The sequence below is a fragment of the Vibrio sp. OPT41 genome (assembly GCF_015163595.1).
GTDB lineage: Bacteria > Pseudomonadota > Gammaproteobacteria > Enterobacterales > Vibrionaceae > Vibrio > Vibrio alginolyticus.
Genome location: NZ_JADDYH010000001.1, coordinates 1 through 25,027 on the forward strand (window position 1 = coordinate 1; position 25,027 = coordinate 25,027).

Genomic DNA, 25,027 nt, shown 5'->3' on the forward strand with positions numbered 1-25,027 from the left:
TTCAATTTAAGATTTTGTCGGCTCAATGAATACTGAACATTACATAAGTAATGTTTGAATTGACTGTGCTGAATCTTTCGATTCAATGGTCACTTCGTTTCATTGAAACCTAATTTGATACCGAAGTATCGAATTGGATTATCATCAACGAGTGCCCACACAGATTGATAGGTCTATATTGTTAAAGAGCTTGCTTTGCGAGAAGTTTTTCTCTCAAAGCGGAGGTGCATTCTAACGAGATAATTGAGAGTGTCAAACACTTTTTTCAATTTTATTTTTCGTAGAAGCTTTCACCTCTCCGACCCTGCTGAAGCCTTATCGCGTCTGCCGTGTCGGTGGATGCGCATTATAGGGAACTCAGATCCGTTCGCAACCCTTTTTTGAAAAAAAATGGAAAAAAATGACTGTTCGATGACTATTTCATCAAAAAAGCAAAAAAGAGGGTAAAAAACCCTCTTTTTCTGCCTTAAAAGCCGTATTTAAATGAATGCGTACGCGTCTGCGAACATACGTTCGCTCTTCGCTTTCTTGTTCTGAGTGAACTGTTCACGTGCTGCGCCAGCCATTTCAAAACGACCTGCAATATAGATATCGTAGTTTTCTAAGCTTTCGAAATCTTCAGCTACAGCTTGTAGCACGTTACCAACTTTACCTTGCCAGTCTGCAGGAGCTTCTTCTACTACTGGCACAAAGTGAACATTGGCAAACTTGTCGGCAATCTCGACCAGTTCGTCTTTAGCATAAAGCTGGCAGTTATCGCGCGCCCCCCAATATAAATAGATAGGATTGGTTTTATTCTGCGCTACGCAGTGATCCAGAATCGAGCGAACGTAACTGAAGCCTGTACCACCAGCAATTAATAATAATGGGCGTTCGCTTTCTTCTTGAACCCAAGCATCGCCATGTGGCGCATCAATTTCAATCTGACCATCAGTTTCAAGCGCCGCTTGCATTGCTTCGACAACTTCTTGTGCATAAGCGTTGTGTTCCGCCGCACCGATGTGCAGTTCAAGTTCACCTTCATGACGACAAGGGCTGCTTGCGATAGAGAAAGGACGTTTGTCTTTTTCACCCATCACCACCATTAGGTACTGACCCGCTTTAAAAGGCACTGGTGATTCTGGATGAAGAAGGATTTGGTAAGTATTACAAGCTAACGGCTGAATAGACTTTACTTTACATTGGATGGTCATGGTGTTCCTCTCGCTTACTCGTCAAAAGTAAGCACTAAATTACTTTCTGTATAGGCTTGGCAAGGGAATATCCAACCTTGCTGTTGCTCTTTTTCGGTTAGCATAGGTTCGAGGTGATAGCTCACCTCGCCCGTTAGCTTTTTACACATGCACATGGCGCAAGCGCCAACTTGGCAACGGTGTGGGAAGCGAATATTGTTGTTGAGCGCAGCTTCCAACACCGTCTCCCCTTCTTTTACTTGGAATGTAACGTCCATTGGTAGAAGGTGGACTTGATGACTCATAGAATACCTAACTGGTCCCAAATCTCATCGACTTTAGCCACAAGTTTAGGATCTTTTTTGATAGGCGTACCCCACTCGCGCGTGACTTCAGATTCGAACTTGTTGGTCGCATCCAGTCCTAATTGGGATGAACTCTCAGTCTTACCAAGCACTTGAATCGTGTCTCTATCTGGGTCCATTCGAGTTGTCACCGCCCAAATGATGTCATTCCAATCTCGTGCATTAACGTCATCGTCGCACAAAATGATGAATTTGTTATCCGTGTACTGAGCAAAGAAGCCCCATAGATGTTCCATCAATTCTTGGGATTGACCAGCTTGGTCTTTCTTCATAGTCACGACAGCAAATTGGTTGTTTGCTGTAACTGGAAGATAGACGTCAACAATCTCAGGGCGTTGCTGTTTCAACTCATTCAGTTCTGCTTCGGTAATCGCTTTGCTGTCTCGCTCAGTGACCTCGGTTCGCGTCGCCAGCTCGGCATCCCATTTAATGGTCGCATCCAAGCCCATTTTGGAGCCAAGCCCAACCACTGGTGAAGCAAAGTCGAGCGAGTCGATTGGCGTGTTATCTATCATCAAGGTATCACGTACAGGATCCATATGCTCTGACATGGCTTTCACGACATCATTCCAATCTCGTGCGTTTACCGATTCATCGCACACAATAACAAACTTGGTATACATAAATTGACGTAAGAAAGACCACACGCCCATCATTACGCGCTTGGCATGTCCTGGGTACTGCTTCTTCATGGTGACGACGGCCATTCGGTACGAACAACCTTCTGGCGGAAGATAGAAGTCTTCAATCTCTGGGAATTGCTTTTGCAGAATAGGCACAAACACTTCGTTTAATGCCACACCCAATACAGCTGGTTCATCTGGCGGACGACCTGTGTAGGTGCTGTGATAAATAGGGTCTTTACGCATAGTAATGTGCGTAATAGTAAATACGTGGTGCTTTTCTTTTTCGTTATAGTAGCCAGTGTGGTCACCGTAAGGACCTTCATCAGCAAACTCGTTCGGGTCGATATAGCCTTCCATCACGATTTCCGCGCTCGCTGGCACTTCCAAATCGTTGCTGACTGACTTCACGACTTCCGTTTTGCTTCCACGTAGCAAACCTGCAAATGCGTATTCCGATAGCGTATCTGGCACTGGTGTTACTGCACCAAGAATGGTTGCTGGGTCTGCACCAAACGCGACCGAAACTGGGAAAGGTTTACCTGGGTTGGTTTCCATCCAATCGCGCAGATCAAGCGCACCACCACGATGGGCTAACCAACGCATGATGATTTTGTTCTTGGCAATTTTCTGCTGACGGTAAATGCCTAGGTTCTGACGTTTCTTACTTGGACCTTTGGTTACGGTTAAGCCCCAAGTAAGCAGCGGCGCTACATCTTCTGCCCAGCAGCTCATTACCGGAATTTTATCCAAGTCGACTTCATCACCTTGCCAAACAATGTCTTGGCATGGTGCTTTACGTAAACGCTTAGCCGGCATGTTCAATACTTGTTTGAACACAGGCAGTTTTTCTAAAGCGTCTTTGAAGCCTTTTGGTGGCTCAGGTTCTTTTAAATAAGCCAGCAGCTTACCGACTTCTCTTAATTCTTTAACATCTTCACGTCCCATACCGATTGCGACACGCTCTGGTGTACCAAACAGGTTAGTCAAAACAGGTACGTCGTAGCCGATTGGGTTCTCAAACAACAGCGCAGGTCCACCAGCACGCAAGGTGCGGTCGCTGATTTCTGTCATTTCATAAGCGGGATCGACAGGGTGAGTGATGCGTTTAAGTCGACCTTTCTGTTCTAGGTGGTCGATAAATTCGCGTAAATCCTTAAAACTCATAGGCCTTCATGCTGGCTGATTAAACTGTCCGCAGTATAACAAATAGGAGGACGCTAAGATCCTCCTATTTTGTGTGGGTATGTGAGCCAGATTACTTTAATACTTGTTCAATCTGCCGAGTCTTTATCTGATGGTTCGAAGATACTAACTCTTCCAACCAGGTTTGATGCCCTTGTTGAGCAAGCTCTCGAGCAACCATGGTTGCTTCTTCTGATAACGCCATTTTTCTAACTAGAAACTGCTTTACTTGCGGAGATAGAGGGTTAGATTTTGTAAGTAGACTAATAGCTTCTGGCTTGAGTGATGGGTTAACTGTGGCATTCATCAATTGCTGAATGGAAAAAACGTCTCCAACCGCAGCTAAACGCTCAAGTTCGGACTGGCTGTTGTAATCAGCTTTCATCCGCCAGAGTAAGTTGTACACTTCCTCATCCTGACTAACTTGTGCCAACCTGACTATCACGGCCGTCGATGGTAACCAACTGGTCACATTTGCTTTGGTTAACTGGGCCGTTAATGCAGCAAGCGCATTGGGTGATAAGCTGTCTAACTCTCGAATCAAAAGCGCTTCACGTGCTTGAGCTTGTTGAGATGGCCCTGTAAGCCATTGCTTTAAGTTAAGCTCTCTTCGTTCAGCTTGTAAGACAAAGTCCAAGGTACTTTGGTCTTGTTTCCAACGCTTAATCAAGCGACTCGCAATAACGGGAAAGTTAAAAGCGGGTACACTAAATTCATACCCATCACCTCGCTCTAACACTTGATAAGTCGGGGTCATACGGATCTGGGACTCAACAAACAGAGCCATTCGAGGCGTGAGAATCACATCTTGCTTTTCAAGCTTTTCCAATAATTGAAAGCGCACCACCTCTTGTTGAGGCAAAGCAAGTCTATCAAGGGCGAATTTAAGCGAGTCGACTTCATCTCTGACAGCGTAATCAAGCAGTTCAGAGACTTTAGTCTGTATTTGAGTATCCTGAAGCCACTGCTCTACTACAGACTCATGCATTTCCTTGGCAGATAATGTCGCAGGTAGAGTGATAAGTGACAAGCTCAGGAGTAATGACGACAACATTCCTTGTTGCATGTTAACCTCCCGATAACATTTCCTTCATTCTGATACTTCTATCGGGAGAAAGCAATAAAAAAGCCACCGATATACGGTGGCTTTTCGCAGAATGACTATTTGAGACTATTGACGACGCATCGCATCGAAGAACTCATCGTTGGTCTTCGTCATCGCTAGCTTGTCGATTAGGAATTCCATTGCGTCGATTTCGCCCATTGGGTGAACAATCTTACGCAGAATCCACATCTTCTGTAGTTCGTCAGTCTTCGTCAGTAGCTCTTCTCGACGTGTACCTGAGCGGTTGAAGTCAATCGCTGGGAATACACGCTTCTCAGCAATCTTACGGTTCAAGTGCAGTTCCATGTTACCTGTACCCTTGAACTCTTCGTAGATAACTTCATCCATTTTAGAACCAGTATCTACTAGTGCCGTTGCGATGATAGTTAGGCTGCCGCCTTCTTCTACGTTACGTGCAGCACCGAAGAAACGCTTAGGACGATGTAATGCGTTTGCATCCACACCACCTGTTAGTACTTTACCTGATGAAGGCACTACGGTGTTGTAAGCACGAGCTAGGCGAGTGATAGAGTCAAGCAAGATAACCACGTCTTTCTTATGTTCAACAAGACGTTTTGCCTTCTCGATTACCATTTCCGCTACTTGTACGTGACGAGATGCTGGCTCATCGAAAGTCGACGCAACCACTTCACCTTTAACTAGGCGCTGCATCTCAGTTACTTCTTCTGGACGTTCGTCGATAAGAAGAACCATCAACTCACACTCTGGGTGGTTGTACGCGATGCTTTGCGCGATGTTTTGCAGAAGCATTGTTTTACCCGCTTTAGGCGGAGCAACAATCAGACCACGTTGACCTTTACCGATTGGCGATGCCAAGTCTAAAACACGTGCTGTAATGTCTTCTGTTGAACCGTTACCACGCTCCATCACCATGCGCTCATTCGCATGTAGAGGGGTAAGGTTTTCAAATAGGATCTTGTTACGGGCGTTGTCTGGTTTATCGTCGTTAACGGTATTGACTTTTAGAAGGGCAAAATAACGTTCACCGTCTTTTGGTGGACGAATTTTACCAGCGATAGAGTCACCAGTACGTAGGTTAAAGCGACGAATCTGACTTGGTGATACGTAGATATCGTCCGGACCCGCAAGGTATGAACTATCTGCACTGCGTAGGAAACCAAAGCCGTCTTGCAGAATTTCCAGAACCCCATCGCCAAAGATGTCTTCGCCGCCTTTCGCGTGCGCTTTTAAAATCGCGAAGATGATGTCTTGTTTTCTTAAGCGAGCTAGGTTCTCTAATCCTAAGCTTTCGCCCAGTTTTACAAGGTCAGACACAGGTCTGTTCTTCAGTTCGGTAAGGTTCATGGTGGTGGATTCTTGTTTAGTCAAAATAAGATCTGTTTTCTAGTTAAGATGGATTTGGTCTCAGGATCGACCAAGAAGAGAAATTTGTTCAATTAACGCGCGATAAGTTAGCACTAATTAGTATTCTAGTCCAGAGTTAGAAAAACAAAACCGTGCATTGTAACTTTGCACGGTTTTATCTGTAATCACTTGGTGATTATAAGTTTGCGTCTAGGAACTCTTTCAGTTGAGTTTTAGACAGAGCACCTACTTTCGTTGCCGCTACGTTACCATCTTTAAATAGTAATAGCGTTGGAATGCCGCGAATACCAAACTTAGGTGGTGTACCTGCGTTATGGTCGATGTTTAGTTTACCGATAGTGAGTTTGCCTTCGTACTCGTCTGCGATTTCGTCCAAAATAGGAGCGATCATTTTACAAGGACCACACCATTCTGCCCAAAAATCCACTAGAACCGGGCCTGCAGCGTTGATTACATCGTTTTCAAAACCGTCATCAGTTAGCTGCAAAATCTTATCACTCATCTTCCACTCCAATGTGTTTTTCGAAACTGGTTGGATGATAACCAGTAATTAGATGCCCTATTGGAATGTATTTACTTTCGTATTGCAAGCTTTAGCTGATATTCTATAGCCATGAAAAAGACGCATATCACAGAGCAAAAGTTCGCCGATTTGGGCTTAAAGCCCCAAGTTATTGAAGGATTGGACAAAAAAGGGTTCGAATTTTGTACCCCTATCCAAGCCTTGGCGTTGCCGGTCCTGCTCACCGGCCAAGACATCGCAGGCCAGGCCCAAACGGGTACTGGTAAAACGCTCGCGTTTCTTACTGCTACGTTCAACCACCTTCTGACGACTCCGGAACATGAAGGTCGTAAGCCTACACAGCCACGCGCAATTATTATGGCGCCTACACGTGAGCTCGCTATTCAGATTTACAATGATGCAGAATCATTAACTGAAAGCACAGGTCTAAAAACCGCTCTAGCTTACGGTGGTGAAAGCTACGACAAGCAACTTGCGAAACTGCAAGACGGCGTAGATATTCTGATCGGAACAACAGGCCGTATCATCGACTTCTACAAACAGCGCGTATTTAACCTCAACAACATTCAAGCTGTTGTTCTGGACGAAGCCGACCGCATGTTCGATCTTGGCTTTATTAAAGACATTCGCTTCTTGTTCCGTCGTATGCCTGAGCCAAAAGAGCGTTTGAACATGCTGTTCTCAGCTACGCTTTCTTACCGCGTTCAAGAACTGGCATTCGAACACATGAATACTCCTGAGCATGTCGTTGTCGAACCAGAACAAAAAACTGGCCACCGTATCCAGGAAGAGCTTTTCTATCCTTCGAATGAAGACAAAATGGCGCTGCTTCAAACACTAATTGAAGAAGAGTGGCCAGATCGCGCTATCATTTTTGCCAATACCAAGCATAAGTGTGAATCGGTTTGGGGTCATTTGGCTGCCGATGGACACCGTGTAGGCCTTCTTACTGGCGATGTACCGCAGAAGAAGCGTGAGAAGATTCTTGAGCAATTCACCAAAGGTGATGTCGACATCTTAGTTGCAACTGACGTTGCAGCGCGTGGTTTGCATATTCCTCAGGTAACGCACGTTTTCAACTACGACCTTCCTGACGACTGTGAAGATTATGTTCACCGTATTGGCCGTACTGGTCGCGCTGGTGCGAGCGGTCATTCGATCAGTTTTGCTTGTGAAGAGTACGCGGTTAACCTACCAGCAATCGAAGAATACATTGAGCATACAATCCCAGTTTCAGAGTACGATTCGTCGGCACTGATTCAAGATCTACCGGCTCCGATTCGTATGCGTGCACCACGCAACCAACAGCGCCGCACGAATACTGGCGGTACCCGCTCTGGTTCTGGTAACCGTAAGCCGCAGGGACGTCGTCCACGCCAACCGCGTCAATCGGCACCAAAACAATCGTAATAGGAAACTGAGTTCGTTTTATGAGTCAAGCAGGATCATCACCGCTATATGCCGCCATCGACCTCGGGTCGAACAGTTTTCACATGCTCGTTGTGCGTCACATCGATGGCAGCGTTCAAACAATGGCTAAAATTAAGCGCAAAGTTCGTCTAGCAGCGGGCTTAGATGAACATAATTCTCTTAGTATGGAAGCTATGCAGCGAGGATGGGACTGCTTAAGTCTATTTGCGGAACGCTTGCAGGACATTCCTAAACAAAACATTCGCATCGTCGGTACTGCAACATTACGTACCGCGACCAATGTAGATGTGTTTTTAGAAAAGGCTAACCAAATTCTAGGCCAGCCTATCGAAGTGATTACTGGTGAAGAAGAAGCAGCCACTATCTATAAAGGTGTCGCTCACACCTCTGGCGGTAGTGGTCGTCGCCTTGTAGTCGATATCGGTGGAGCAAGTACCGAACTGATTATCGGTGAAGGTTTCGAAGCCAAAGCACTGACCAGCTTAAAAATGGGCTGCGTGACTTGGCTTGAAAACTTCTTTAAAGATCGTCAATTGAATGCTCGTAACTTTGACGCGGCAATTGAAGGAGCGAAACAGACCATTCAGCCGATTTTAGAACGTTATACAGAAATTGGTTGGGATGTGTGTGTTGGTGCATCAGGCACTGTTCAGGCATTGCAAGAGATAATGCTGGCGCAAGGCATGGACGAAGTAATCACTCACTCCAAACTCAAGCGTCTACAGAAGCAAGCCATGTTGGCCGACCATTTAGAAGAGCTCGATATTGAAGGCTTAACACTTGAGCGGGCATTAGTGTTCCCTAGTGGCCTCTCTATTTTGATTGCCGTTTTTGAATTGCTTGAAATCGATGCTATGACACTCGCTGGCGGCGCACTACGCGAGGGCTTAGTGTATGAGATGGTTGAAGAGCTTCGCCAAGAAGACATTCGTGCCCGCACTATCGCTAGCGTACAAAATCGCTATCAGCTCGATCACCAATACGGCGAACAAGTCGCTACTCTGGCACACACGCTTTTACAGCAAGCTGGGGGCGATGAGTGGATTACAGAGCCTCAGGGCAAGATATTACTCGAGACCGCCGCAAAACTGCATGAAATTGGTTTAACTATCGATTTCAAAAAAGGCGGAGAGCATAGTGCTTACTTGCTGCAGAATTTGGATCTGCCTGGTTACACGCGCGCGCAGAAGTTCTTTATTGGTGAAGTGGCTCGTCGCTATCGCGAACAGCTCACTTCTTTACCTGAGCAGCATGCATTATCAGGCTCAAGTGCCAAACGAGTATTGAGACTGTTGCGTCTTGCGGTTCTACTCAGCCATCGTCGCAATCCTGATCTAGAGCCAAATGTGACTCTAACGGTTGAAGGCGACAATCTAACGTTACACATTGATGCGCAATGGCTAGAGAAAAACCCACTGACTGCGGCTGAGTTGGAAATTGAATCCAACCGTCAGACAGACATCGGCTGGCCATTAAATATCGTAGCAAAATAAGCGAATATCACTGCCTTACAATACTAAAGCCCAGGCGTTCGCTTGGGTTTTTTTGCTTCTACTTCCCCTACAAAACGTGCTGCCCAGCAAAAATCTCAGCTTCTCCGCTCTACATCGAAAAACAGCCATGCTTTATTGATAAGCACGATTTAGCCAACCAAGATGCACCATAATGAAAACCGTTTTAATGACTGGCTTAACTGGCACCCTCGCCCCTAAAGTTGCTCATCAGTTCCACCTCCGTGGCTGGAACGTATTGGAATGGAATCACCACCAAATCCCACCAGATGATCCACAGCAAAGTGAGCAATTTTGGCAACAGCACCACATTGATGCGGTGTGCCACATGGCGATGGGGAGTGAAGCGTGGGCAGCGTGGCTTGGTGAGCACTGCAAACAGCGCAACATTCCTTATCTTTTTGTCAGTACAGCAATGGTATTTGATGCCACAAAAAATGGGCCTTATGGCATCTTTGAAGAAAGAAACACCCAAGATGAATACGGCAAATACAAAGTTCGTTGTGAAGATGCAATCTGGCAAGCAAATCCAGATGCGATGATTGCTCGAATTGGTTGGCAGCTCCATCACCAAGCAGAAGGCAATAACATGTTGGCGCATCTCGACCGCCAATATGAAGAGAACGGCGTTATTACCGCTAGTACAGTTTGGTATCCCGCGACTTCTCATATGGACGATACTGCACTCGCCTTTTTGCAGCTTATTGAGCGGAACGAAGCAGGTTTATACCATTTTGATAGCAACTTAAAGGATAAGTGGAATTTCTACGAACTCGTTTGTGCACTCAAGCAGCATTACAACAAGCCATGGCAAGTGCTGCCAAGCAATGATTATCACCATGACCAACGTCTAACAGATGAACGAATTGCCTTGCCGCCATTGAGTGAACGTTTCAACAAGCCAGAGCAAATCAAACAAGCTGGCATCATAGGAATCAACTGGGGACGCACGCACATTCCCCACTATCGAAACAATGGTGTATCGGTCACAACGTTATGCGCCAACCAAATAGAACCGCTTCAGCAAGCGTGCAGTGAGGAAGCAATCCTAAAGGTAGAAACGAACATCAGCGCACTCAAACAACTCGATGTCGTGACCATCGCGACACCTGCGCATACTCATGCAGAGATCATAAAGACGTTAGGTTCAACCAAGCTGATTTGTGAAAAGCCATTGGTGGGATTGAATTCCGACATCACTCACTGGCAGCAACCGAACTCCAACCTATTGGTTAATTACGCCTTTGCTCAGCTAGAGACCGCCAAGACGATAGAGAAATGGCTCACCTCGCAAACCCAACCTTGTGTGGTCAATCTAATCACCCAAGTTAACCTACCGGGCACCTTCACACTCAAAGAGTGGTTTCTTGAAACAGCCAGTCACCCTATTTCTTGGTTGCTGCACTGCTTCGGAGACTACTCTCAGTCAACACTGATTGAGGAAAACGGCCAACTGATCGTTGAGCTGCAATGTGGCGACCACCAGCTAAGATTTGTATTTGAATTAACCGGTGAGCCGGGCATCGAGCACATTTTAACGATTCAATCCAACCAGACCTTAACCAGTAAAGGCTACTACCGTGTCGGCGAAAAATGGCGTTTCGAGCCCATTCTCGTTAATGGCAACGCGATAAATGATGGAGAGTACAGCGAATCTGATTGCTGGCAGGACGCCAATCAACGCAGTGTCGGTTTGATGCTGGCGATGTTCAATCAAAGCATCAGTTGGGAGAACGGCCTGCAACTTGGCGCCTTCGATGCGAAAAAAGCCATTTTGATTGAGAAGATGCTCCGTTAGCCATTTCACCAACTAGCTTCCTCTACGTTCCGTAACTTCGATAAAAAGGTCTCACTCGGGACCTTTTTTATTACTCCATTTTTACCTTTGTACAGCTTAGGGAGCTTTTGGACACCCATGATCTAATTACTCCCCATGCTGTACAAAACCCTCTAACCCCAAGTAAACAGGCACAAAAAAGCCGCTTGATTTGAGCAAGCGGCTTTCGGGGTTCCCACTGATATTAAGACTGAACGCTTGTGGTCACCTTAAAGTCAGGGTTCACCGCAGTCAGCTTCTTAATTAGGTAATTCAGTAGTACGCCATACATAGGAACGAACAAACCAAGACTAATAATCAGTTTGAAGCCGTAATCCACCAGCGCGATTTCCGTCCAATGCTCAGCCATAAATGGATCTGGGCTTTGGTAGAACGCAATGGCGAAGAAAGCGATGGTATCAAGTGCATTACCGAAAAGCGTTGAACACGTTGGTGCCACCCACCATTGCTTCATTTGACGTAGGCGGTTGAACACGTGCACATCCATGATCTGACCAAGTAGGTACGCCATGAAGCTAGCAATCGCGATACGAGCAACGAATAAGTTAAATTCCCCTAGGTGACCAAAACCTTGGAATTGACCTTCGAAGAACACCACCGATAAGAAGTAAGACACTGCCAAAGCAGGCAACATCACTAAGAAGATGATCTTACGCGCCAACTGAGCACCGAAAATACGCACAGTTAAGTCAGTCGCTAGGAATATAAATGGGAAAGTGAATGCGCCCCAAGTGGTATGGAAACCGAAAATAGTAAACGGTAGCTGAACTAGGTAATTGCTAGATGCAATAATGACTAGGTGGAATAGAACCAGATAGATAAGGGCGTTGCGCTGCTGCGCAGGGGTAAAGTTACTCATGCGATACCTTTTTAGTTTGGTTTGGGGGTGAGGGAACCCAAATCGAGTCACTGAATAAAGTGGCTCTTACCAACAATGTAAAATGAAAAATAAACTGGCTTGGCTCATTCTGAGCGAAGCGGTGGGCGATTATACATTAACCACTTTTCGCCGCAAGTCGTCTGTTTTACGCAAACGTTTGAGCATAAAAAAGGGTGTTTCATGTGAAACACCCTTTCAAGAAAAATGCTATTTCTAGAAGCCGCGCTGGAACAATCCTGCAAGATAATCCAACTCTTCCCTGCTCTCTTCAATCGCTAACGCTTCAAACCAAATCGCTTCGCTGTAATGCTCTGCTTTCATAAACAGTCGGCAACCTTCAAAGTCGATCAGCCAAGAGTGAATATCTGCATCCCACTGCTTTTCCACCACAGTAGCAGAAAGCAAGCCGACTAAACGCTCACCTAAAGCAGGAAAGCTATCAAGGTCAAAGCTCGGCGCAGTAATGATTAAGCGCCCTTCTTGTGCCATATAGTCCGCTAAGCCAAATTCCTTTTGCATCTTGGTTCCTTATCCGTGGTGAGTAATGTGTTCTTGAATCAAATCAAGGAATGGATCGGCGTACTTCTCTAGTTTGCGCTGACCAACACCGCTAACTGCCAGCATTTCGCCGTAAGACGTTGGCAGAATTTCCGCCATATCAATCAAAGTTGCGTCACTGAAGACCACGTATGGTGGCAAACCATCTTCATCAGCAATCGACTTACGCAGCTTACGTAACTTAGCAAACAGCTTTTTGTCGTAGTTCTTGCTGGTCAGTTTATCTGATTTAGCCGCACGTGCTGCGGTGTCTAAACGTGGAACCGCTAACTCTAGGGTCACATCGCCACGCAAAAGCGGACGCGCCTCTTCGGTAAGTTGCAGCGTTGAGTTACGCGTGATGTTTTGAAACAACAGCCCTTTGTGGATTAACTGACGGAAGATACTCACCCAGTAATCGTGGCTATGATCGCGACCTATCGCGTAGGTAGAAATCTTATCGTGGCCGTTTTCACGTACACGAATGTTTTGCATGCCACGTAGCACTTCTACCACGTAACCCATACCAAAGCTTTGATTAACGCGATAGACACAAGATAACGCCTTACGCGCTTCTTCCGTGGCATCAAAGTGTTTCGGTGGATCTAAGCAAATATCGCAGTTGCCACATGGCTTCTCACGATACTCACCAAAGTAATTTAATAGCACCTGACGACGACAAGTCTGCGCCTCAGCAAAGGCACTCATCGCATTCAGTTTGTGGGTTTCCACCTGCTTCTGTGGACCATCGTCTTTCTCATCCAACATACGGCGCAGCCAACTGATGTCCGCTGGGTCATACAACATCATGGCTTCCGCAGGTAGACCATCACGCCCTGCACGACCGGTTTCCTGGTAGTAGGACTCGATATTGCGCGGGATATCAAAGTGAACCACAAAGCGCACGTTTGGTTTGTTGATGCCCATACCGAATGCCACGGTCGCCACTACAATTTGGATGTCATCACGTTGGAAAGCTTCTTGAACGTAAGCGCGCTCATCAGCGTCCATACCTGCGTGATAACCAGCAGCACGAATGTGGTTGTTGCACAGCTTCTCGGTCACCATCTCAACTTTCTTACGGCTACCACAATAGATGATGCCGCAGTTACCCTTTTGGGTTTCAAGATAACGAACGATTTGCGAAACCGGCTTGTGCTTCTCAACTAAGTTGTAGCGAATGTTAGGACGGTCGAAGCTGCCTAGATAAACCTCTGGATTATTCAGTTGCAGACGCTCAAGAATATCTCGGCGCGTTGCATCATCCGCCGTCGCCGTCAGCGCCATAAATGGCACATGGGAAAACTGCTGCTTAAGTTGACCAAGCGCGGCGTATTCTGGACGGAAGTCGTGTCCCCACTGGGAAATACAATGCGCTTCATCGACGGCAATCATCGATAGCGGCAAGTTTTCCAAGCGCTCAATGAAATCACGCATCAATACGCGTTCTGGCGAGACGTACACCAACTTAAGATGACCAGTGTGCATGCGGTTATACACGCTGAGCAGTTCTTCACGAGGCATGGTCGAGTTAATGCATTCAGCCGCTACACCGTTGGCTTTAAGCTGGTCCACTTGGTCTTTCATCAGCGAAATAAGCGGAGAAATCACCAAAGTAATACCAGAGCGAACCAAAGCAGGGATTTGATAACACAGCGACTTACCGCCACCAGTAGGCAGAATAACTAAGCTGTCGCGACCTTCTATCGCAGCGTCAATCACCAACTGCTGACCATCACGGAACTCTTGGTAACCAAACACATCCTCCAACACACGTTGAGGCGTTACAGGCAAATCAGATTGTTCGGCTAACAAGGTCGAGGTCATGAAAAGTCTCAGATTGGGTCTTAAAAAAGAGGTGCTTATGCATACCACTGGCACACAAAGTGAGGGCACATTGTAATGGGGTTTCATGGTGAATAAAACCGCAAATTGTTAGGTGTTTCGCATCACGACTCGTATACTGATTTTCTGCTCTATAAAACACACAATTAGGTGACACTTCATGACACCAGAAGACGAACAACAACGCGCGCGGCAAGGTATCTTGCTAGCGATTGGCGCGTATACCATGTGGGGCATTGCGCCGATGTACTTTAAGTCCATCGCACAAGTATCTCCTTTGGAAATTCTAAGCCACCGAGTGATATGGTCTTTCTTTTTGCTTGCTGCACTCCTCCATTTTGGCCGTCACTGGCGCTCGGCTTACCACATCGCGAAAGACAAAACGAAAATCGCTTACCTGATCGCAAGTTCCATGCTAATTGGCGGCAATTGGTTGATTTTCATTTGGGCGGTAAACTCGAATCATATGCTCGACGCCAGCTTAGGTTATTACATTAACCCACTGATCAACGTCTTACTCGGGATGGTCTTCCTTGGTGAGCGACTGCGTAAATTACAGTGGTTCGCGGTTGTATTGGCAGGTTGTGGCGTACTCGTTCAACTGATTGTATTTGGCTCCGTACCTGTTGTTGCGATGGCGTTAGCAATGAGCTTCGGCTTTTATGGCTTATTAAGAAAGAAAGTCAGTGTCGATGCAAAAACTGGCTTGTTTATCGAGACATTACTTCTACTGCCAGTGGCCGCTGTTTATTTGCTTTTTGTTGCCGATACACCAACCTCAAATATGCTTACGAATCCACTTACGTTAAATAGTTTGTTGATCGCGGCTGGGGTTATAACAACCCTGCCACTGCTGTGCTTTACGGGTGCAGCAACAAGACTCAAATTATCGACTTTGGGCTTTTTCCAATATATAGGCCCAAGCTTAATGTTTTTACTTGCAGTATTGATGTATGGCGAACCCTTTACCATGGATAAAGCGATCACTTTCGTCTTTATTTGGGGAGCACTAGTCGTGTTTAGCTTTGATGGATTACGTAATAACCGTCGCTCACGCCGAATCGTTCAGCCACAGTGATCGTTTTTTACAAGACAAGTTAGAAATTGCCAGATAAGCTTGGTCATAATGTGACCAAGCTTTTTTATTTAATGGAACATATTCAGTACTACGCAACCGACCATGACAACTTGAGTCTAATAGAGGCGAAATACCAGAAATTTGCTTTTCAAAGGCATTACCATCTGGATTTTCATCTCGGCCTGATCACGCATGGTGCGCAGAAGTTCCAATACCAAGGTAACAGCCACCAAGTTGGTCACGGGCAAATTGTGATTATGCCGCCGGATGAGCTGCACGACGGGCAATCTAAGCTCGAAAGTGGCTACGAAGTGAATGTGTTTGCGATCGAACCTCACCTATTGAGCGATCTGGCTGATCTTAAGCAAAACGGTCAAATAATACACTTCAACGAGCTGATCATCTCGGATCCACAGATATTTTCACAACTTAGTAACTTACACGGGCTACTTCGTCGTGAAAACCTCAGCCAACTCACCAAAGATTGCCTTCCTTTTGAAGGATTTAACCAGCTTTTTGATCGCTACGGATCGCTTGAGCGACAAAAAGTGGTGCCATTAGGAAATCAATCACTTGGAACGTTAAAAGATTATCTAATGGCGAACCTCGACCAAGCGGTGCGTTTGGATTCGCTATCAGAACTGTGCCAACTGAGCCCAACTCAGTTCCAGCGCCACTTTAAAGCGCAAACTGGCATGACGCCTTATGCATGGTTCGCACGCCTGCGCCTCGAACAAGGCATGAAGTTACTGCAAGCTGGCCAATGTAGTACCGACGTCGCCCATCAAATCGGTTTCTACGATCAAGCGCATTTCAGCAAAGCGTTTAAGCAGACCTACGGCGTTTCCCCTTCTCAAGTGACTCGTTAATTTCATTTACCGAGAAAGCTGTCAGTTTTTTACAAGCGCCACGGGTGACTTACCACGACAATAGCCGCATTGGTTAAATTTGAGATGTGTTATGAATGAATCCACCATATTGCTGACACTCGCCAGCATTCACTTTATTGCCCTAATGAGTCCAGGTCCGGACTTTGCGCTGGTCGTACAAAATGCGACGCGTCATGGTCGTCAAACTGGCTTGTACATTGCGTTGGGATTGTCCGTCGGTATTTTGCTGCACTCTTTGTTCAGCCTGACAGGTGTGAGTTTTGTCGTCCACCAGCACCCAGTGCTGTATTCCGTGGTACAACTGCTCGGTGGTAGTTACCTGCTCTACTTGGGAATTGGCGCATTGCGTGCCGTGATCTCGATGATCCAAAAACCACAGACGGATCAACCTAAGAAGCAAAATAACCTAGTGATCAGCAATAAGCGTCAAGCGTTTGCTAAAGGGTTTGCGACCAACATTCTTAACCCAAAAGCCCTGGTGTTCTTTGTCAGTTTGATGTCGAGTTTAGTCCCAGCAGGTATGTCGATTACTGGCAAAGGTATTGCACTGGTCATCCTGTTTGGCTTGTCGCTATTCTGGTTCTCTAGCCTTGCATGGATGCTGTCGACACAGCGCTTACAGCGTAAATTGCAACAAGCGGGTATCTACATCGACGGTCTATGCGGCGTGGTATTTACTCTAGTGGGCGGCAGTATTCTATACCAAACTATCAATACTTTTATCGGATAAAGTACTGATTTAAAAGCGTAGCACAATCGACATTTCTAAGATTGCTGACTCGACGTGACTCTCCATAACTGCCAAGCTCAAAGCACAAAACTGGCAACATGGAGAGTCATCATGCATTGGACGTTCAACCGACTCGTGACCACGGGTCTTTTTCTTACTTCCCCACTAATCTTATCTACCTCAGTCTTTGCTAACCAAGCAGCAGATGCGGTTGCGCCGGAGCACAGCACTGGCTTCAAGCAAAAACAACTGGTCAAAGCGAAAGATTATATGGTTACCGCTGCTAACCCAATTGCAACCCAAGCTGGTGCGGATGTTATTGCCCAAGGTGGTAATGCTATTGATGCTATGGTTGCCGTGCAGCTGATGCTGGGCTTGGTAGAACCGCAATCATCAGGTATTGGTGGTGGCGCCTTCTTAGTGTATTGGGACAGTGAGAAACAAAAACTAACTACGTATGATGGACGCGAAACCGCACCGCTCGCCGCGACGCCGAAACTCTTTTTAGACGAAAAAGGACAACCCCTACAATTTTACGATGCGGTTGTCGGCGGGCGCTCCGTTGCCACTCCTGGTACAGTGAAACTGCTGTGGGACACGCACCAGAAATACGGCAAGTTGGAATGGAAGAAGATCATCCAACCCGTGATTACCTTGGCTGAGCAAGGTTTCGAAGTCAGTCCTCGCCTCGCGAGTCTGATTGAGAAAGATACTAAGCGCCTATCACGCTTCCCTGCGACTAAGGCTTACTTCTTCAATCCAGACGGCTCACCAAAAACCGAAGGCACGTTGTTGAAGAACCCTGAATACGCGCAAACTCTGACGGCAATTGCAGAGCAAGGGGCAAAAGCTTTCTATCAAGGCGATATCGCTACAGACATCATCAAGACCGTACAGAATGCACCGGGCAATCCTGGCGTATTGGCACAACCTGACTTTGATGCGTTCCAAATCAAGCAACGTGAGCCGGTTTGTGCGGCTTATCAAAGCTATGATATCTGCGGCATGGGACCACCTAGCTCTGGCGCATTGACGGTTGGACAGATTCTCGCGATCACCGAGCAATACGATCTTAAAGGTTGGGGAGCCGAAAGCGCGAAATCATGGCAAGTGATCGCCGATGCATCGCGCCTTGCGTTCGCGGATCGTGGTAAATACATGGCTGACCAAGATTATGTGCCAATGCCAACCGAAGGCTTGCTTGATAAAGATTATCTCAAACAACGTGCTGAGCTCATTCAAGTCGGTAAAGCCTTGAGTAAGGCTGAAGCCGGTAATCCTCCTTGGTCGCACGCCATGAACTTAAGCATGGACCAATCGATCGAGTTGCCTTCCACCAGCCATTTCAATATCGTCGATAAGCAAGGCAATGTGGTTTCAATGACAACAACCATCGAGAACGCCTTTGGCTCACGCTTGATGGTGCGCGGCTTCTTGCTCAATAACGAACTGACCGATTTCTCTTTCCGCACGCATCAAGATGGTGTGCCAATCGCAAACCGATTAGAACCGGGCAAACGCCCACGTTCATCTATGGCACCAACCATTATGATGAAGGATGACAAGCCTTACATGGCAATTGGCTCACCGGGTGGCAGCCGCATTATTGGTTACGTCGCACAAGCCATTATCGCCCACACGCAATGGGATATGGACATCCAAAGCGCGATTAATCAGCCACGATTGCTGAACCGTTTTGGCACCTTAGATATTGAGCAAGGTACCGCCGCAGAGGGCTTACAGCCTGCTCTGGAGAAGATGGGCTTTAAAACCGATGTTCGGGATTTGAACTCTGGTCTGCATGCGATACGAATAACAAAAGACGGTCTTGAAGGCGCTGCGGATCCAAGACGTGAAGGTGCCGCTATCGGGCAGTAAGAGTCTTTCGCTCGACCCCTTGTGCGAGATCTCTCACAAAGGGTTGAGCAAACCTCTCTTTTTTAATGGTAAAACCGTACAGAAAAGAGCATAAGCCATTGAATTTAATACTCATGTATCTTTTTTGAACGCTAAGAGAGTTAAAAAATGTGAGATTAGCCCGTTGTTGGAAATCGTTAAACACGTAATATTAAACCTGTCGGAAGGATGCTGACACGGAACAGGAAACACCACGGACTTGGTGAACTTCAGGAAGAAGAAACGGTTATTCAGGATGAATAGTCGGGCATGGATTGCAAAATTGGACATTGAACGGAATCAATAGTGACTAGGATGGTTGCTACTAAGGACGGGAAATGGACACCTCTGGACGAGGCAAGGATTTGAACATCAGGATGATGTCAGGGACACCGCTCAGGGAACAAGTGATGAGAGCTAACGAGGATAGTTAGCAGACCAGGATAAGGTCACTAAGGACACCGCTAGGAAGGCGACGTAAGGATTAAGCTGACGGATTCAGCACACTATCATGGATTAGATGCATGGAGCACTTTTAGTAGCTGGATTGCTGCGAGTAAGACTATAACCCCGATGGGCGCAAGCCCTCGGGGTTTTTCTTTGCCTAAAGTTTTTCTCAGTAGATCTGCTGAAAACAGGCATTCACCCACAACGCCCACCTTTCACTTCAAACGGCATCGTTAAGTCGCGCTTTTGTACTCCATTTATCATTCCATTTTCTCCTGCGTTAGCGACACCAAAACTGCACAAACAAAAAGAGCCGCCGAAGCAGCTCTTAAGTTGATGAGTTTTGGTCAAGCCTTACAGTTTCTCTAGTCGTGCGTAAGCAGTTACCAACCATTTGATGCCTTCACCGTTAAAGGCAATCTGTACACGGCTCTGTGGACCACTGCCTTCGAAGTTGATGATGGTGCCTTCACCAAACTTTGGATGCATCACACGAGAACCTAGCGTAAAGCCGGTTTCATTAAAGCTCTCTTTCACAACAGTTTGGCTAAATCGACCACTGCTTGAAGGACGGCTAACTTGCGCCTTCATTCGTACTTCATCCAAGCATGTTTCTGGCAGTTCACGAATAAAACGAGACGGTTTATGGTATTTATCCTGACCGTACAAACGACGCATTTCAGCATAAGTGATGTACAGTTTCTGCATTGCACGGGTCATGCCTACGTAACACAGACGACGTTCTTCTTCTAAGCGCCCTGCTTCTTCTGCCGACATTTGGCTTGGGAACATGCCTTCTTCCACACCGACCATAAACACCAATGGGAACTCTAGACCTTTCGCACTGTGTAATGTCATGAGCTGAACCGCATCTTCAAATTCGTCCGCTTGTCCTTCGCCCGCTTCTAGTGCTGCGTGGGTTAGGAATGCCGTCAGCAGTGACATGTCTTCGGCTTCTTCTGGTTTCTCGAATTGGCGAGTTGCGGTCACCAATTCCTCCAAGTTCTCAATACGTGCCTTAGACTTTTCGCCTTTCTCTTGCTCGTACATCGCGAACAAGCCCGAGTATTTAATCACATGGTCAGTTTGGTGATGCAGCGGCATCTCTAAGGTGTCGTCTTCTAGCGCGGTGACAAGCTCGATAAAACGGCTCAGAGCACCAGCAGCGCGACCAGCAAGCACCTTCTCGTCCAACATTGCCACACTCGCTTCCCACATGGTGCAACCACGATCACGAGCCGCAAAGCGGATGGTTTCAAGCGTCTTATCGCCCAAACCACGCGTTGGCGTATTCACCACACGTTCAAACGCCGCATCATCGTTACGGTTGGCAATCAGACGCATGTAGCTCAAGGCATCTTTGATTTCCTGACGTTCGAAGAATCGCATGCCGCCGTAGATACGGTAAGGCAGACCGGCTTGAATTAACGCTTCTTCCAGAACACGCGACTGGGCGTTGTTACGGTAAAGCATCGCAGCGTCATTCAGAGCACCGCCCTTGTCTTGCCACTCTTTGATTTTGTTCACCGCAAAACGGGCTTCATCTAATTCGTTGTAAGCGCTGTAAACCGAGATAGGCTCACCGACCACGCCATCCGTCCACAACTCTTTACCCATACGCTCGGTGTTATTCGCAATCAGGGTGTTAGATGCTTCCAGAATGGTCTTGGTTGAACGGTAGTTTTGCTCAAGACGAATGGTATTTACGCTTGGGAATTCGAGCGTAAACTTCTCAATATTCTCGACTTTTGCACCACGCCAACCATAAATCGACTGGTCGTCATCACCTACGATCATCACGTGACACTCAGGACCCGCCATCATACGTAGCCAAGCATATTGAATGTTGTTGGTATCTTGGAACTCATCGACCAAGATGTGCTTAAAGCGTGCTTGGTAGTGTTCACGGACGAACTTGTTATCACGCAGTAGCTCATGTGCGCGCAGCAAGATTTCCGCAAAATCGACTAAACCAGCACGGTCACACGCCTCTTGGTAAGCGGTGTACAACTGCAGATATGTCTTGGTTACTGGATCATGGTACGCATCAATGTGCGACGGGCGCAGACCTTCGTCTTTCTTACCGTTAATCCACCATGCCACTTGGCGTGCCGGCCACTGCTTCTCATCGAGGTTTTGCGCTTTAATCAAACGCTTTAGTAGACGCTGTTGGTCGTCACTGTCAATGATTTGGAAATCTTCCGGTAGCTTCGCATCAAGATAGTGTGCACGCAGAATACGGTGACAAATGCCGTGGAAAGTACCATTCCACATACCGCCTGCACTGCCCATCATTAGCTCTTCGATACGTCCACGCATCTCTGCCGCCGCCTTATTGGTAAAGGTTACCGACATGATTGAAAACGGAGAAGCTTGCTCGACCGACATCAGCCAAGCGATACGGTGAACAAGAACGCGTGTCTTACCACTTCCTGCGCCAGCAAGAACGAGCAAGTTTTCTAGAGGTGCTGCAACGGCTTCACGTTGTTTATCGTTCAAACCGTCGAGTAATAGAGATGGATCCATCATGATGAGAGCTACTGGTTATTTATACATAAAAACCGATTATAACCTAAACAACCGGGTGCTGTTTAGACAAAACTTGATAAAAAAATTGATGTTTTTTTGCCCAACACATCAATTAGTTATACCTATTTGACCCTACAAACCTATTTACTTCAGAAATTTTTCTGAAAGTTTTTTAGCCAGTTTCCTATCTTTTAAGTTAAGCAAGTTGATAACAAAAACGCCAAAACAGGCGATTCATCTTGCCAACTTAAAGTAAAGGAAATCATTCAGAGGAATTTATTATGAAAAAGTCGAATCTAGCTGTTACTGCTGCTGTTACTGGTCTTCTAGCTCTTGGTGGCACAATGCTAACTGCAGCTCCAGCTGTCGCTGCTGAAAAAGAAAAGTGCTATGGCGTTTCTAAAGCAGGTAAAAACGACTGTGCAACAAAAAGCAGCTCATGCGCTGGTACTTCTAAAGAAGATAACCAAAAAGACGCATTCGTAGTCGTACCAAAAGGTCTTTGTGACAAGCTCGCTGGCGGTAGCACTTCTTCTTCATAATCTTTTATCGCTAGCTATTGTGAGGATGCGTTGACGCTCAACCAACGCAAAGCCAAGACGCATCCTTCTCTTCCCGCACGATTTGAAAAGGAGTTTCACGTGAAACACCACACCTTCCACGACCTTGTTGGAGTTGGATTAAGAACCCCTCACCTCGATTACTTTAGCCAAAACCAACCCGAGTTGTCTTGGTTAGAAATCCACAGTGAAAACTATTTCCAACCCAATGCAACAGAGCGCCATCAGCTACAAACGCTTCGCGAGCAATATCAAATTAGCTGCCACGGTATTGGTTTGTCGCTAGGTTCGGTGGAACGTGTTAGTCAAAAGCATCTTGCGCAACTTAAAGCACTGATTGACTCAATCGACCCAATCCTTGTTTCTGACCATTTAAGTTGGAGTGAAAACGGCGGTCACTACTTTAATGACCTGCTTCCACTTCCGTATACGGAAGAAGCGCTCAACGTGTTCACTCGTAACGTGAATGAAGTGCAGGAATATTTGCAACGCGAGATCTTGATAGAGAACCCATCTAGTTATGTGAAGTTTCAACATTCGACCATCAGCGAATGGGAGTTTCTTACCGAAGTGCAAAAGCGCACTGACTGTCGTTTATTGCTCGATTTAAACAATGTTTATGTTTCGGCGTTCAACCACGGTTTTGATTGCGACACATACCTAGATGCGATTCCAGCCGACAAAGTGGATGAGATTCACTTGGCAGGTTTTACCATTAAACAACTCGACAAAGGTGAGATATGGATTGATACCCATAGCCGCCCAGTTAGCGATGAAGTTTGGCAGTTGTTTTCACAGTGGACAAAAAAACACGGTCCACGTCATACGTTGATTGAATGGGATTTGGATATCCCCGCGCCAGAAGTCTTATTAGGAGAAGCACAGAAAGCATCGCAACTACTGTTGCAAGGCACACTTCCAAGTGAACAAAGCGAACCAAGGAAGGCATCATGAATCTAGCCACCTTACAAAGCCAGTTTGCTAAAGCCCTACACTATCAAGCACTCGGTGAAGATTGCGATATTGCCAGTGATACGTTTACCGCTGATGAACGCATGCAGATTTACCGCAATAACTTTATCGTCAGCTTAAGCGAGGTGTTATCCGCGACCTACCCGATGGTTGAAGCGCTGCTTGGTGAAGAATGCTTTGAACAGATAGCTCGCCAGCATGTTCTTTCTTACCCATTAGAAGAAGGAGATGTGGTGCATTATGGCGACGGCTTTCAAGACACCATCATGCAGTTTAGTCAGGTGATCGCACAAGCACCTTACAGCCCTGAAGTCGCACGCTTCGAATGGCATATCGACCTCGCTCGTCAAGCACAGTATGAACAATCCAATGCGGCAGCATTAAAACCGCTTGCGTTACTTGGCGAAGTGAGTGAGGAGCAACAACCCGCTTTGGTTTTGCACCTTAAACAAGGCTGCCGCAGCTTTGACTCCAGCTACGCAGTATTTGATTTGTTCAGCGCGATTCAAACTGGCCAATTCGAACAACTTAATATCAACCAATTACAGCAAGGTGTCATCTCGATTCAAGCCAATGGAGAAGCCTTGTGTCACGCACTCGATGCCGATGTGTTCCAACTGCTGCAATGTTTAGAGCAGAAGCAGAGTTTGAGCGAAATACCTGAAGTTTTACTCGCTCATCTCAATCGCATCATGGCACTCGATATTGTTGACGGCTTTACATTGCAATCAATCTAAGGAGCACTCTATGACGGATACGGTTAAAAACTTAGTGAATCGGTACGACGATTTAATCAGTACCCTACAAGCTGGCTTTGTCCCTTTACTACTTCTCTTTTGTCGCTTGTGGGTAGCCTGGGTGTTCTTCAATTCAGGACTAATCAAAATCTCATCTTGGGATAGCACGCTGTACTTATTTGAGCTGGAATACCAAGTGCCAATCTTGCCATGGGAATTGGCGGCTTATTTAGGTACGGCTGCGGAGTTGGTTCTACCGGTGTTCTTGGCACTGGGATTGATTACCCGCCCGATGGCAGCAATGCTGTTTGTGTTCAACATCATCGCAGTGATCTCTTACCCACTGTTGTGGGAGAAAGGTTTTTATGACCACCAACTTTGGGGATTGATGATTCTTATCGTAATCGTATGGGGGCCAGGACCGCTGTCTTTGGACCACATCCTGAAAAAGAAAATGACGAGCTAAAAAAATCCCCGCATCATGCGGGGATTTTTTATTATTTATTCAAGTAAGCCAGTAGCTCTTCTGCTGAGATACCTTGCTGAGCGAGGTCTTTTGCCATCTGCTCGACTTGTTCATCTTTGCGTGACTCAATCACTTGCTGAAATTGGTACACGATATCACGCAAAATTGGCAGAGGTACTTGTTTAGCCGCACTACGAATACGCTCGGAGCTTTGATTACCCAGCTCATTAAGCAACTTGCCAAACATCACCTTTTCTGGTGAATCTTCCATTTGCTCTAGAATACGAGCCATTTCATACGTGGTTAACGACATTACTTTTTGAGTTCCGTTATGGTGTCAGGAAAAGTCTGAGTGACAAAT

At 46.5% G+C, this 25,027-nt stretch carries 22 protein-coding genes; 11 read left to right on the forward strand and 11 right to left on the reverse strand.

What is annotated here, in order from left to right; translation table 11 throughout:
* Positions 1 to 479: 479 nt before the first annotated feature.
* The 6 genes from fre to trxA form a co-directional block, all read right to left on the reverse strand.
* Positions 480 to 1,193 (reverse strand): NAD(P)H-flavin reductase, encoded by a 714-nt coding sequence (gene fre, locus IQP38_RS00005; protein ID WP_005382872.1) that lies wholly within the window; start codon positions 1,191 to 1,193, stop codon positions 480 to 482.
* Between the two features lie 14 nt (positions 1,194 to 1,207).
* Positions 1,208 to 1,477, reverse strand: a complete 270-nt coding sequence (locus tag IQP38_RS00010; protein WP_009696789.1) for a 2Fe-2S iron-sulfur cluster-binding protein — start codon at positions 1,475 to 1,477, stop codon at positions 1,208 to 1,210.
* Positions 1,474 to 3,327 carry a 4-hydroxy-3-polyprenylbenzoate decarboxylase gene (ubiD, locus tag IQP38_RS00015; RefSeq protein ID WP_054577388.1) on the reverse strand — a complete coding sequence of 618 codons (1,854 nt, stop codon included), beginning with the start codon at positions 3,325 to 3,327 and terminating at the stop codon, positions 1,474 to 1,476. Before ubiD ends, IQP38_RS00010 begins: the two co-directional genes overlap by 4 nt.
* A 91-nt stretch (positions 3,328 to 3,418) precedes the next feature.
* On the reverse strand, positions 3,419 to 4,411 hold the full coding sequence (locus IQP38_RS00020) for a hypothetical protein (RefSeq protein ID WP_005378756.1): 993 nt from the start codon (positions 4,409 to 4,411) through the stop codon (positions 3,419 to 3,421).
* A gap of 105 nt (positions 4,412 to 4,516) precedes the next feature.
* The gene (gene rho / locus IQP38_RS00025; protein WP_005378757.1) at positions 4,517 to 5,776 is read right to left on the reverse strand and encodes a transcription termination factor Rho; all 1,260 of its coding nucleotides are present in this window, start codon (positions 5,774 to 5,776) and stop codon (positions 4,517 to 4,519) included.
* Between the two features lie 196 nt (positions 5,777 to 5,972).
* Complete coding sequence (gene trxA / locus IQP38_RS00030; RefSeq protein ID WP_004745500.1) at positions 5,973 to 6,299, reverse strand: thioredoxin TrxA; 327 nt, start codon at positions 6,297 to 6,299, stop codon at positions 5,973 to 5,975.
* A 111-nt stretch (positions 6,300 to 6,410) separates the two neighbouring features.
* Here trxA and rhlB point away from each other — a divergent pair, with 111 nt between their 5' ends.
* From rhlB to IQP38_RS00045, 3 genes are all read left to right on the forward strand, one after another.
* The gene (rhlB, locus tag IQP38_RS00035; protein WP_005378764.1) at positions 6,411 to 7,730 is read left to right on the forward strand and encodes an ATP-dependent RNA helicase RhlB; all 1,320 of its coding nucleotides are present in this window, start codon (positions 6,411 to 6,413) and stop codon (positions 7,728 to 7,730) included.
* Between the two features lie 20 nt (positions 7,731 to 7,750).
* Complete coding sequence (gene gppA, locus IQP38_RS00040) at positions 7,751 to 9,244, forward strand: guanosine-5'-triphosphate,3'-diphosphate diphosphatase (RefSeq protein WP_005382885.1); 1,494 nt, start codon at positions 7,751 to 7,753, stop codon at positions 9,242 to 9,244.
* Positions 9,245 to 9,416: 172 nt separating this feature from the next.
* Positions 9,417 to 11,060 carry a sugar nucleotide-binding protein gene (locus IQP38_RS00045; RefSeq protein WP_193837147.1) on the forward strand — a complete coding sequence of 548 codons (1,644 nt, stop codon included), beginning with the start codon at positions 9,417 to 9,419 and terminating at the stop codon, positions 11,058 to 11,060.
* Between the two features lie 223 nt (positions 11,061 to 11,283).
* On the opposite strand, the gene IQP38_RS00050 is transcribed toward IQP38_RS00045, so the two are convergent.
* The 3 genes from IQP38_RS00050 to recQ form a co-directional block, all read right to left on the reverse strand.
* Positions 11,284 to 11,958, reverse strand: a complete 675-nt coding sequence (locus IQP38_RS00050) for a 7-cyano-7-deazaguanine/7-aminomethyl-7-deazaguanine transporter (RefSeq protein ID WP_005378770.1) — start codon at positions 11,956 to 11,958, stop codon at positions 11,284 to 11,286.
* A 234-nt stretch (positions 11,959 to 12,192) separates the two neighbouring features.
* On the reverse strand, positions 12,193 to 12,498 hold the full coding sequence (locus IQP38_RS00055) for a DUF3630 family protein (RefSeq protein ID WP_005378772.1): 306 nt from the start codon (positions 12,496 to 12,498) through the stop codon (positions 12,193 to 12,195).
* Positions 12,499 to 12,507: 9 nt separating this feature from the next.
* On the reverse strand, positions 12,508 to 14,343 hold the full coding sequence (gene recQ, locus IQP38_RS00060) for an ATP-dependent DNA helicase RecQ (RefSeq protein WP_193837148.1): 1,836 nt from the start codon (positions 14,341 to 14,343) through the stop codon (positions 12,508 to 12,510).
* A 178-nt stretch (positions 14,344 to 14,521) separates the two neighbouring features.
* Here recQ and rarD point away from each other — a divergent pair, with 178 nt between their 5' ends.
* From rarD to ggt, 4 genes are all read left to right on the forward strand, one after another.
* Positions 14,522 to 15,439, forward strand: a complete 918-nt coding sequence (gene rarD, locus IQP38_RS00065) for an EamA family transporter RarD (protein ID WP_005382912.1) — start codon at positions 14,522 to 14,524, stop codon at positions 15,437 to 15,439.
* 71 nt (positions 15,440 to 15,510) lie between these two features.
* On the forward strand, positions 15,511 to 16,308 hold the full coding sequence (locus tag IQP38_RS00070; protein WP_054575524.1) for an AraC family transcriptional regulator: 798 nt from the start codon (positions 15,511 to 15,513) through the stop codon (positions 16,306 to 16,308).
* Positions 16,309 to 16,399: 91 nt separating this feature from the next.
* A complete protein-coding gene (locus IQP38_RS00075; protein WP_005382916.1) occupies positions 16,400 to 17,059 on the forward strand; it encodes a LysE family translocator in 660 nt (219 codons plus the stop codon).
* Positions 17,060 to 17,170: 111 nt separating this feature from the next.
* Positions 17,171 to 18,937 carry a gamma-glutamyltransferase gene (gene ggt / locus IQP38_RS00080; RefSeq protein ID WP_054575523.1) on the forward strand — a complete coding sequence of 589 codons (1,767 nt, stop codon included), beginning with the start codon at positions 17,171 to 17,173 and terminating at the stop codon, positions 18,935 to 18,937.
* A gap of 819 nt (positions 18,938 to 19,756) precedes the next feature.
* Here ggt and uvrD read toward each other — a convergent pair.
* Positions 19,757 to 21,931 carry a DNA helicase II gene (gene uvrD, locus IQP38_RS00085; RefSeq protein ID WP_005378778.1) on the reverse strand — a complete coding sequence of 725 codons (2,175 nt, stop codon included), beginning with the start codon at positions 21,929 to 21,931 and terminating at the stop codon, positions 19,757 to 19,759.
* A 281-nt stretch (positions 21,932 to 22,212) separates the two neighbouring features.
* Here uvrD and IQP38_RS00090 point away from each other — a divergent pair, with 281 nt between their 5' ends.
* From IQP38_RS00090 to IQP38_RS00105, 4 genes are all read left to right on the forward strand, one after another.
* Complete coding sequence (locus IQP38_RS00090; RefSeq protein WP_005378779.1) at positions 22,213 to 22,473, forward strand: DUF2282 domain-containing protein; 261 nt, start codon at positions 22,213 to 22,215, stop codon at positions 22,471 to 22,473.
* A gap of 99 nt (positions 22,474 to 22,572) precedes the next feature.
* On the forward strand, positions 22,573 to 23,445 hold the full coding sequence (locus IQP38_RS00095) for a DUF692 domain-containing protein (protein WP_025768966.1): 873 nt from the start codon (positions 22,573 to 22,575) through the stop codon (positions 23,443 to 23,445).
* A complete protein-coding gene (locus tag IQP38_RS00100) occupies positions 23,442 to 24,200 on the forward strand; it encodes a DNA-binding domain-containing protein (protein WP_025768965.1) in 759 nt (252 codons plus the stop codon). The genes IQP38_RS00095 and IQP38_RS00100 overlap by 4 nt, the downstream gene beginning before the upstream one ends.
* Before the next feature lie 10 nt (positions 24,201 to 24,210).
* Positions 24,211 to 24,666 (forward strand): DoxX family protein, encoded by a 456-nt coding sequence (locus tag IQP38_RS00105; RefSeq protein WP_005378784.1) that lies wholly within the window; start codon positions 24,211 to 24,213, stop codon positions 24,664 to 24,666.
* A gap of 31 nt (positions 24,667 to 24,697) precedes the next feature.
* Here the strand turns inward: IQP38_RS00105 and IQP38_RS00110 are convergent, their stop codons facing one another.
* A complete protein-coding gene (locus IQP38_RS00110; RefSeq protein ID WP_005378786.1) occupies positions 24,698 to 24,979 on the reverse strand; it encodes a hypothetical protein in 282 nt (93 codons plus the stop codon).
* Positions 24,980 to 25,027: the final 48 nt, after the last annotated feature.

What these genes read in the sequence shown, in the direction of transcription:
- fre (WP_005382872.1), bottom strand. Translation starts at nt 1,193, where the DNA reads ATGACCATCCAATGTAAAGTAAAGTCTATTCAGCCGTTAGCTTGTAAT.
- IQP38_RS00010 (WP_009696789.1), bottom strand. Translation starts at nt 1,477, where the DNA reads ATGAGTCATCAAGTCCACCTTCTACCAATGGACGTTACATTCCAAGTA.
- ubiD (WP_054577388.1), bottom strand. Translation starts at nt 3,327, where the DNA reads ATGAGTTTTAAGGATTTACGCGAATTTATCGACCACCTAGAACAGAAA.
- IQP38_RS00020 (WP_005378756.1), bottom strand. Translation starts at nt 4,411, where the DNA reads ATGCAACAAGGAATGTTGTCGTCATTACTCCTGAGCTTGTCACTTATC.
- rho (WP_005378757.1), bottom strand. Translation starts at nt 5,776, where the DNA reads ATGAACCTTACCGAACTGAAGAACAGACCTGTGTCTGACCTTGTAAAA.
- trxA (WP_004745500.1), bottom strand. Translation starts at nt 6,299, where the DNA reads ATGAGTGATAAGATTTTGCAGCTAACTGATGACGGTTTTGAAAACGAT.
- rhlB (WP_005378764.1), top strand. Translation starts at nt 6,411, where the DNA reads ATGAAAAAGACGCATATCACAGAGCAAAAGTTCGCCGATTTGGGCTTA.
- gppA (WP_005382885.1), top strand. Translation starts at nt 7,751, where the DNA reads ATGAGTCAAGCAGGATCATCACCGCTATATGCCGCCATCGACCTCGGG.
- IQP38_RS00045 (WP_193837147.1), top strand. Translation starts at nt 9,417, where the DNA reads ATGAAAACCGTTTTAATGACTGGCTTAACTGGCACCCTCGCCCCTAAA.
- IQP38_RS00050 (WP_005378770.1), bottom strand. Translation starts at nt 11,958, where the DNA reads ATGAGTAACTTTACCCCTGCGCAGCAGCGCAACGCCCTTATCTATCTG.
- IQP38_RS00055 (WP_005378772.1), bottom strand. Translation starts at nt 12,498, where the DNA reads ATGCAAAAGGAATTTGGCTTAGCGGACTATATGGCACAAGAAGGGCGC.
- recQ (WP_193837148.1), bottom strand. Translation starts at nt 14,343, where the DNA reads ATGACCTCGACCTTGTTAGCCGAACAATCTGATTTGCCTGTAACGCCT.
- rarD (WP_005382912.1), top strand. Translation starts at nt 14,522, where the DNA reads ATGACACCAGAAGACGAACAACAACGCGCGCGGCAAGGTATCTTGCTA.
- IQP38_RS00070 (WP_054575524.1), top strand. Translation starts at nt 15,511, where the DNA reads ATGGAACATATTCAGTACTACGCAACCGACCATGACAACTTGAGTCTA.
- IQP38_RS00075 (WP_005382916.1), top strand. Translation starts at nt 16,400, where the DNA reads ATGAATGAATCCACCATATTGCTGACACTCGCCAGCATTCACTTTATT.
- ggt (WP_054575523.1), top strand. Translation starts at nt 17,171, where the DNA reads ATGCATTGGACGTTCAACCGACTCGTGACCACGGGTCTTTTTCTTACT.
- uvrD (WP_005378778.1), bottom strand. Translation starts at nt 21,931, where the DNA reads ATGATGGATCCATCTCTATTACTCGACGGTTTGAACGATAAACAACGT.
- IQP38_RS00090 (WP_005378779.1), top strand. Translation starts at nt 22,213, where the DNA reads ATGAAAAAGTCGAATCTAGCTGTTACTGCTGCTGTTACTGGTCTTCTA.
- IQP38_RS00100 (WP_025768965.1), top strand. Translation starts at nt 23,442, where the DNA reads ATGAATCTAGCCACCTTACAAAGCCAGTTTGCTAAAGCCCTACACTAT.
- IQP38_RS00105 (WP_005378784.1), top strand. Translation starts at nt 24,211, where the DNA reads ATGACGGATACGGTTAAAAACTTAGTGAATCGGTACGACGATTTAATC.
- IQP38_RS00110 (WP_005378786.1), bottom strand. Translation starts at nt 24,979, where the DNA reads ATGTCGTTAACCACGTATGAAATGGCTCGTATTCTAGAGCAAATGGAA.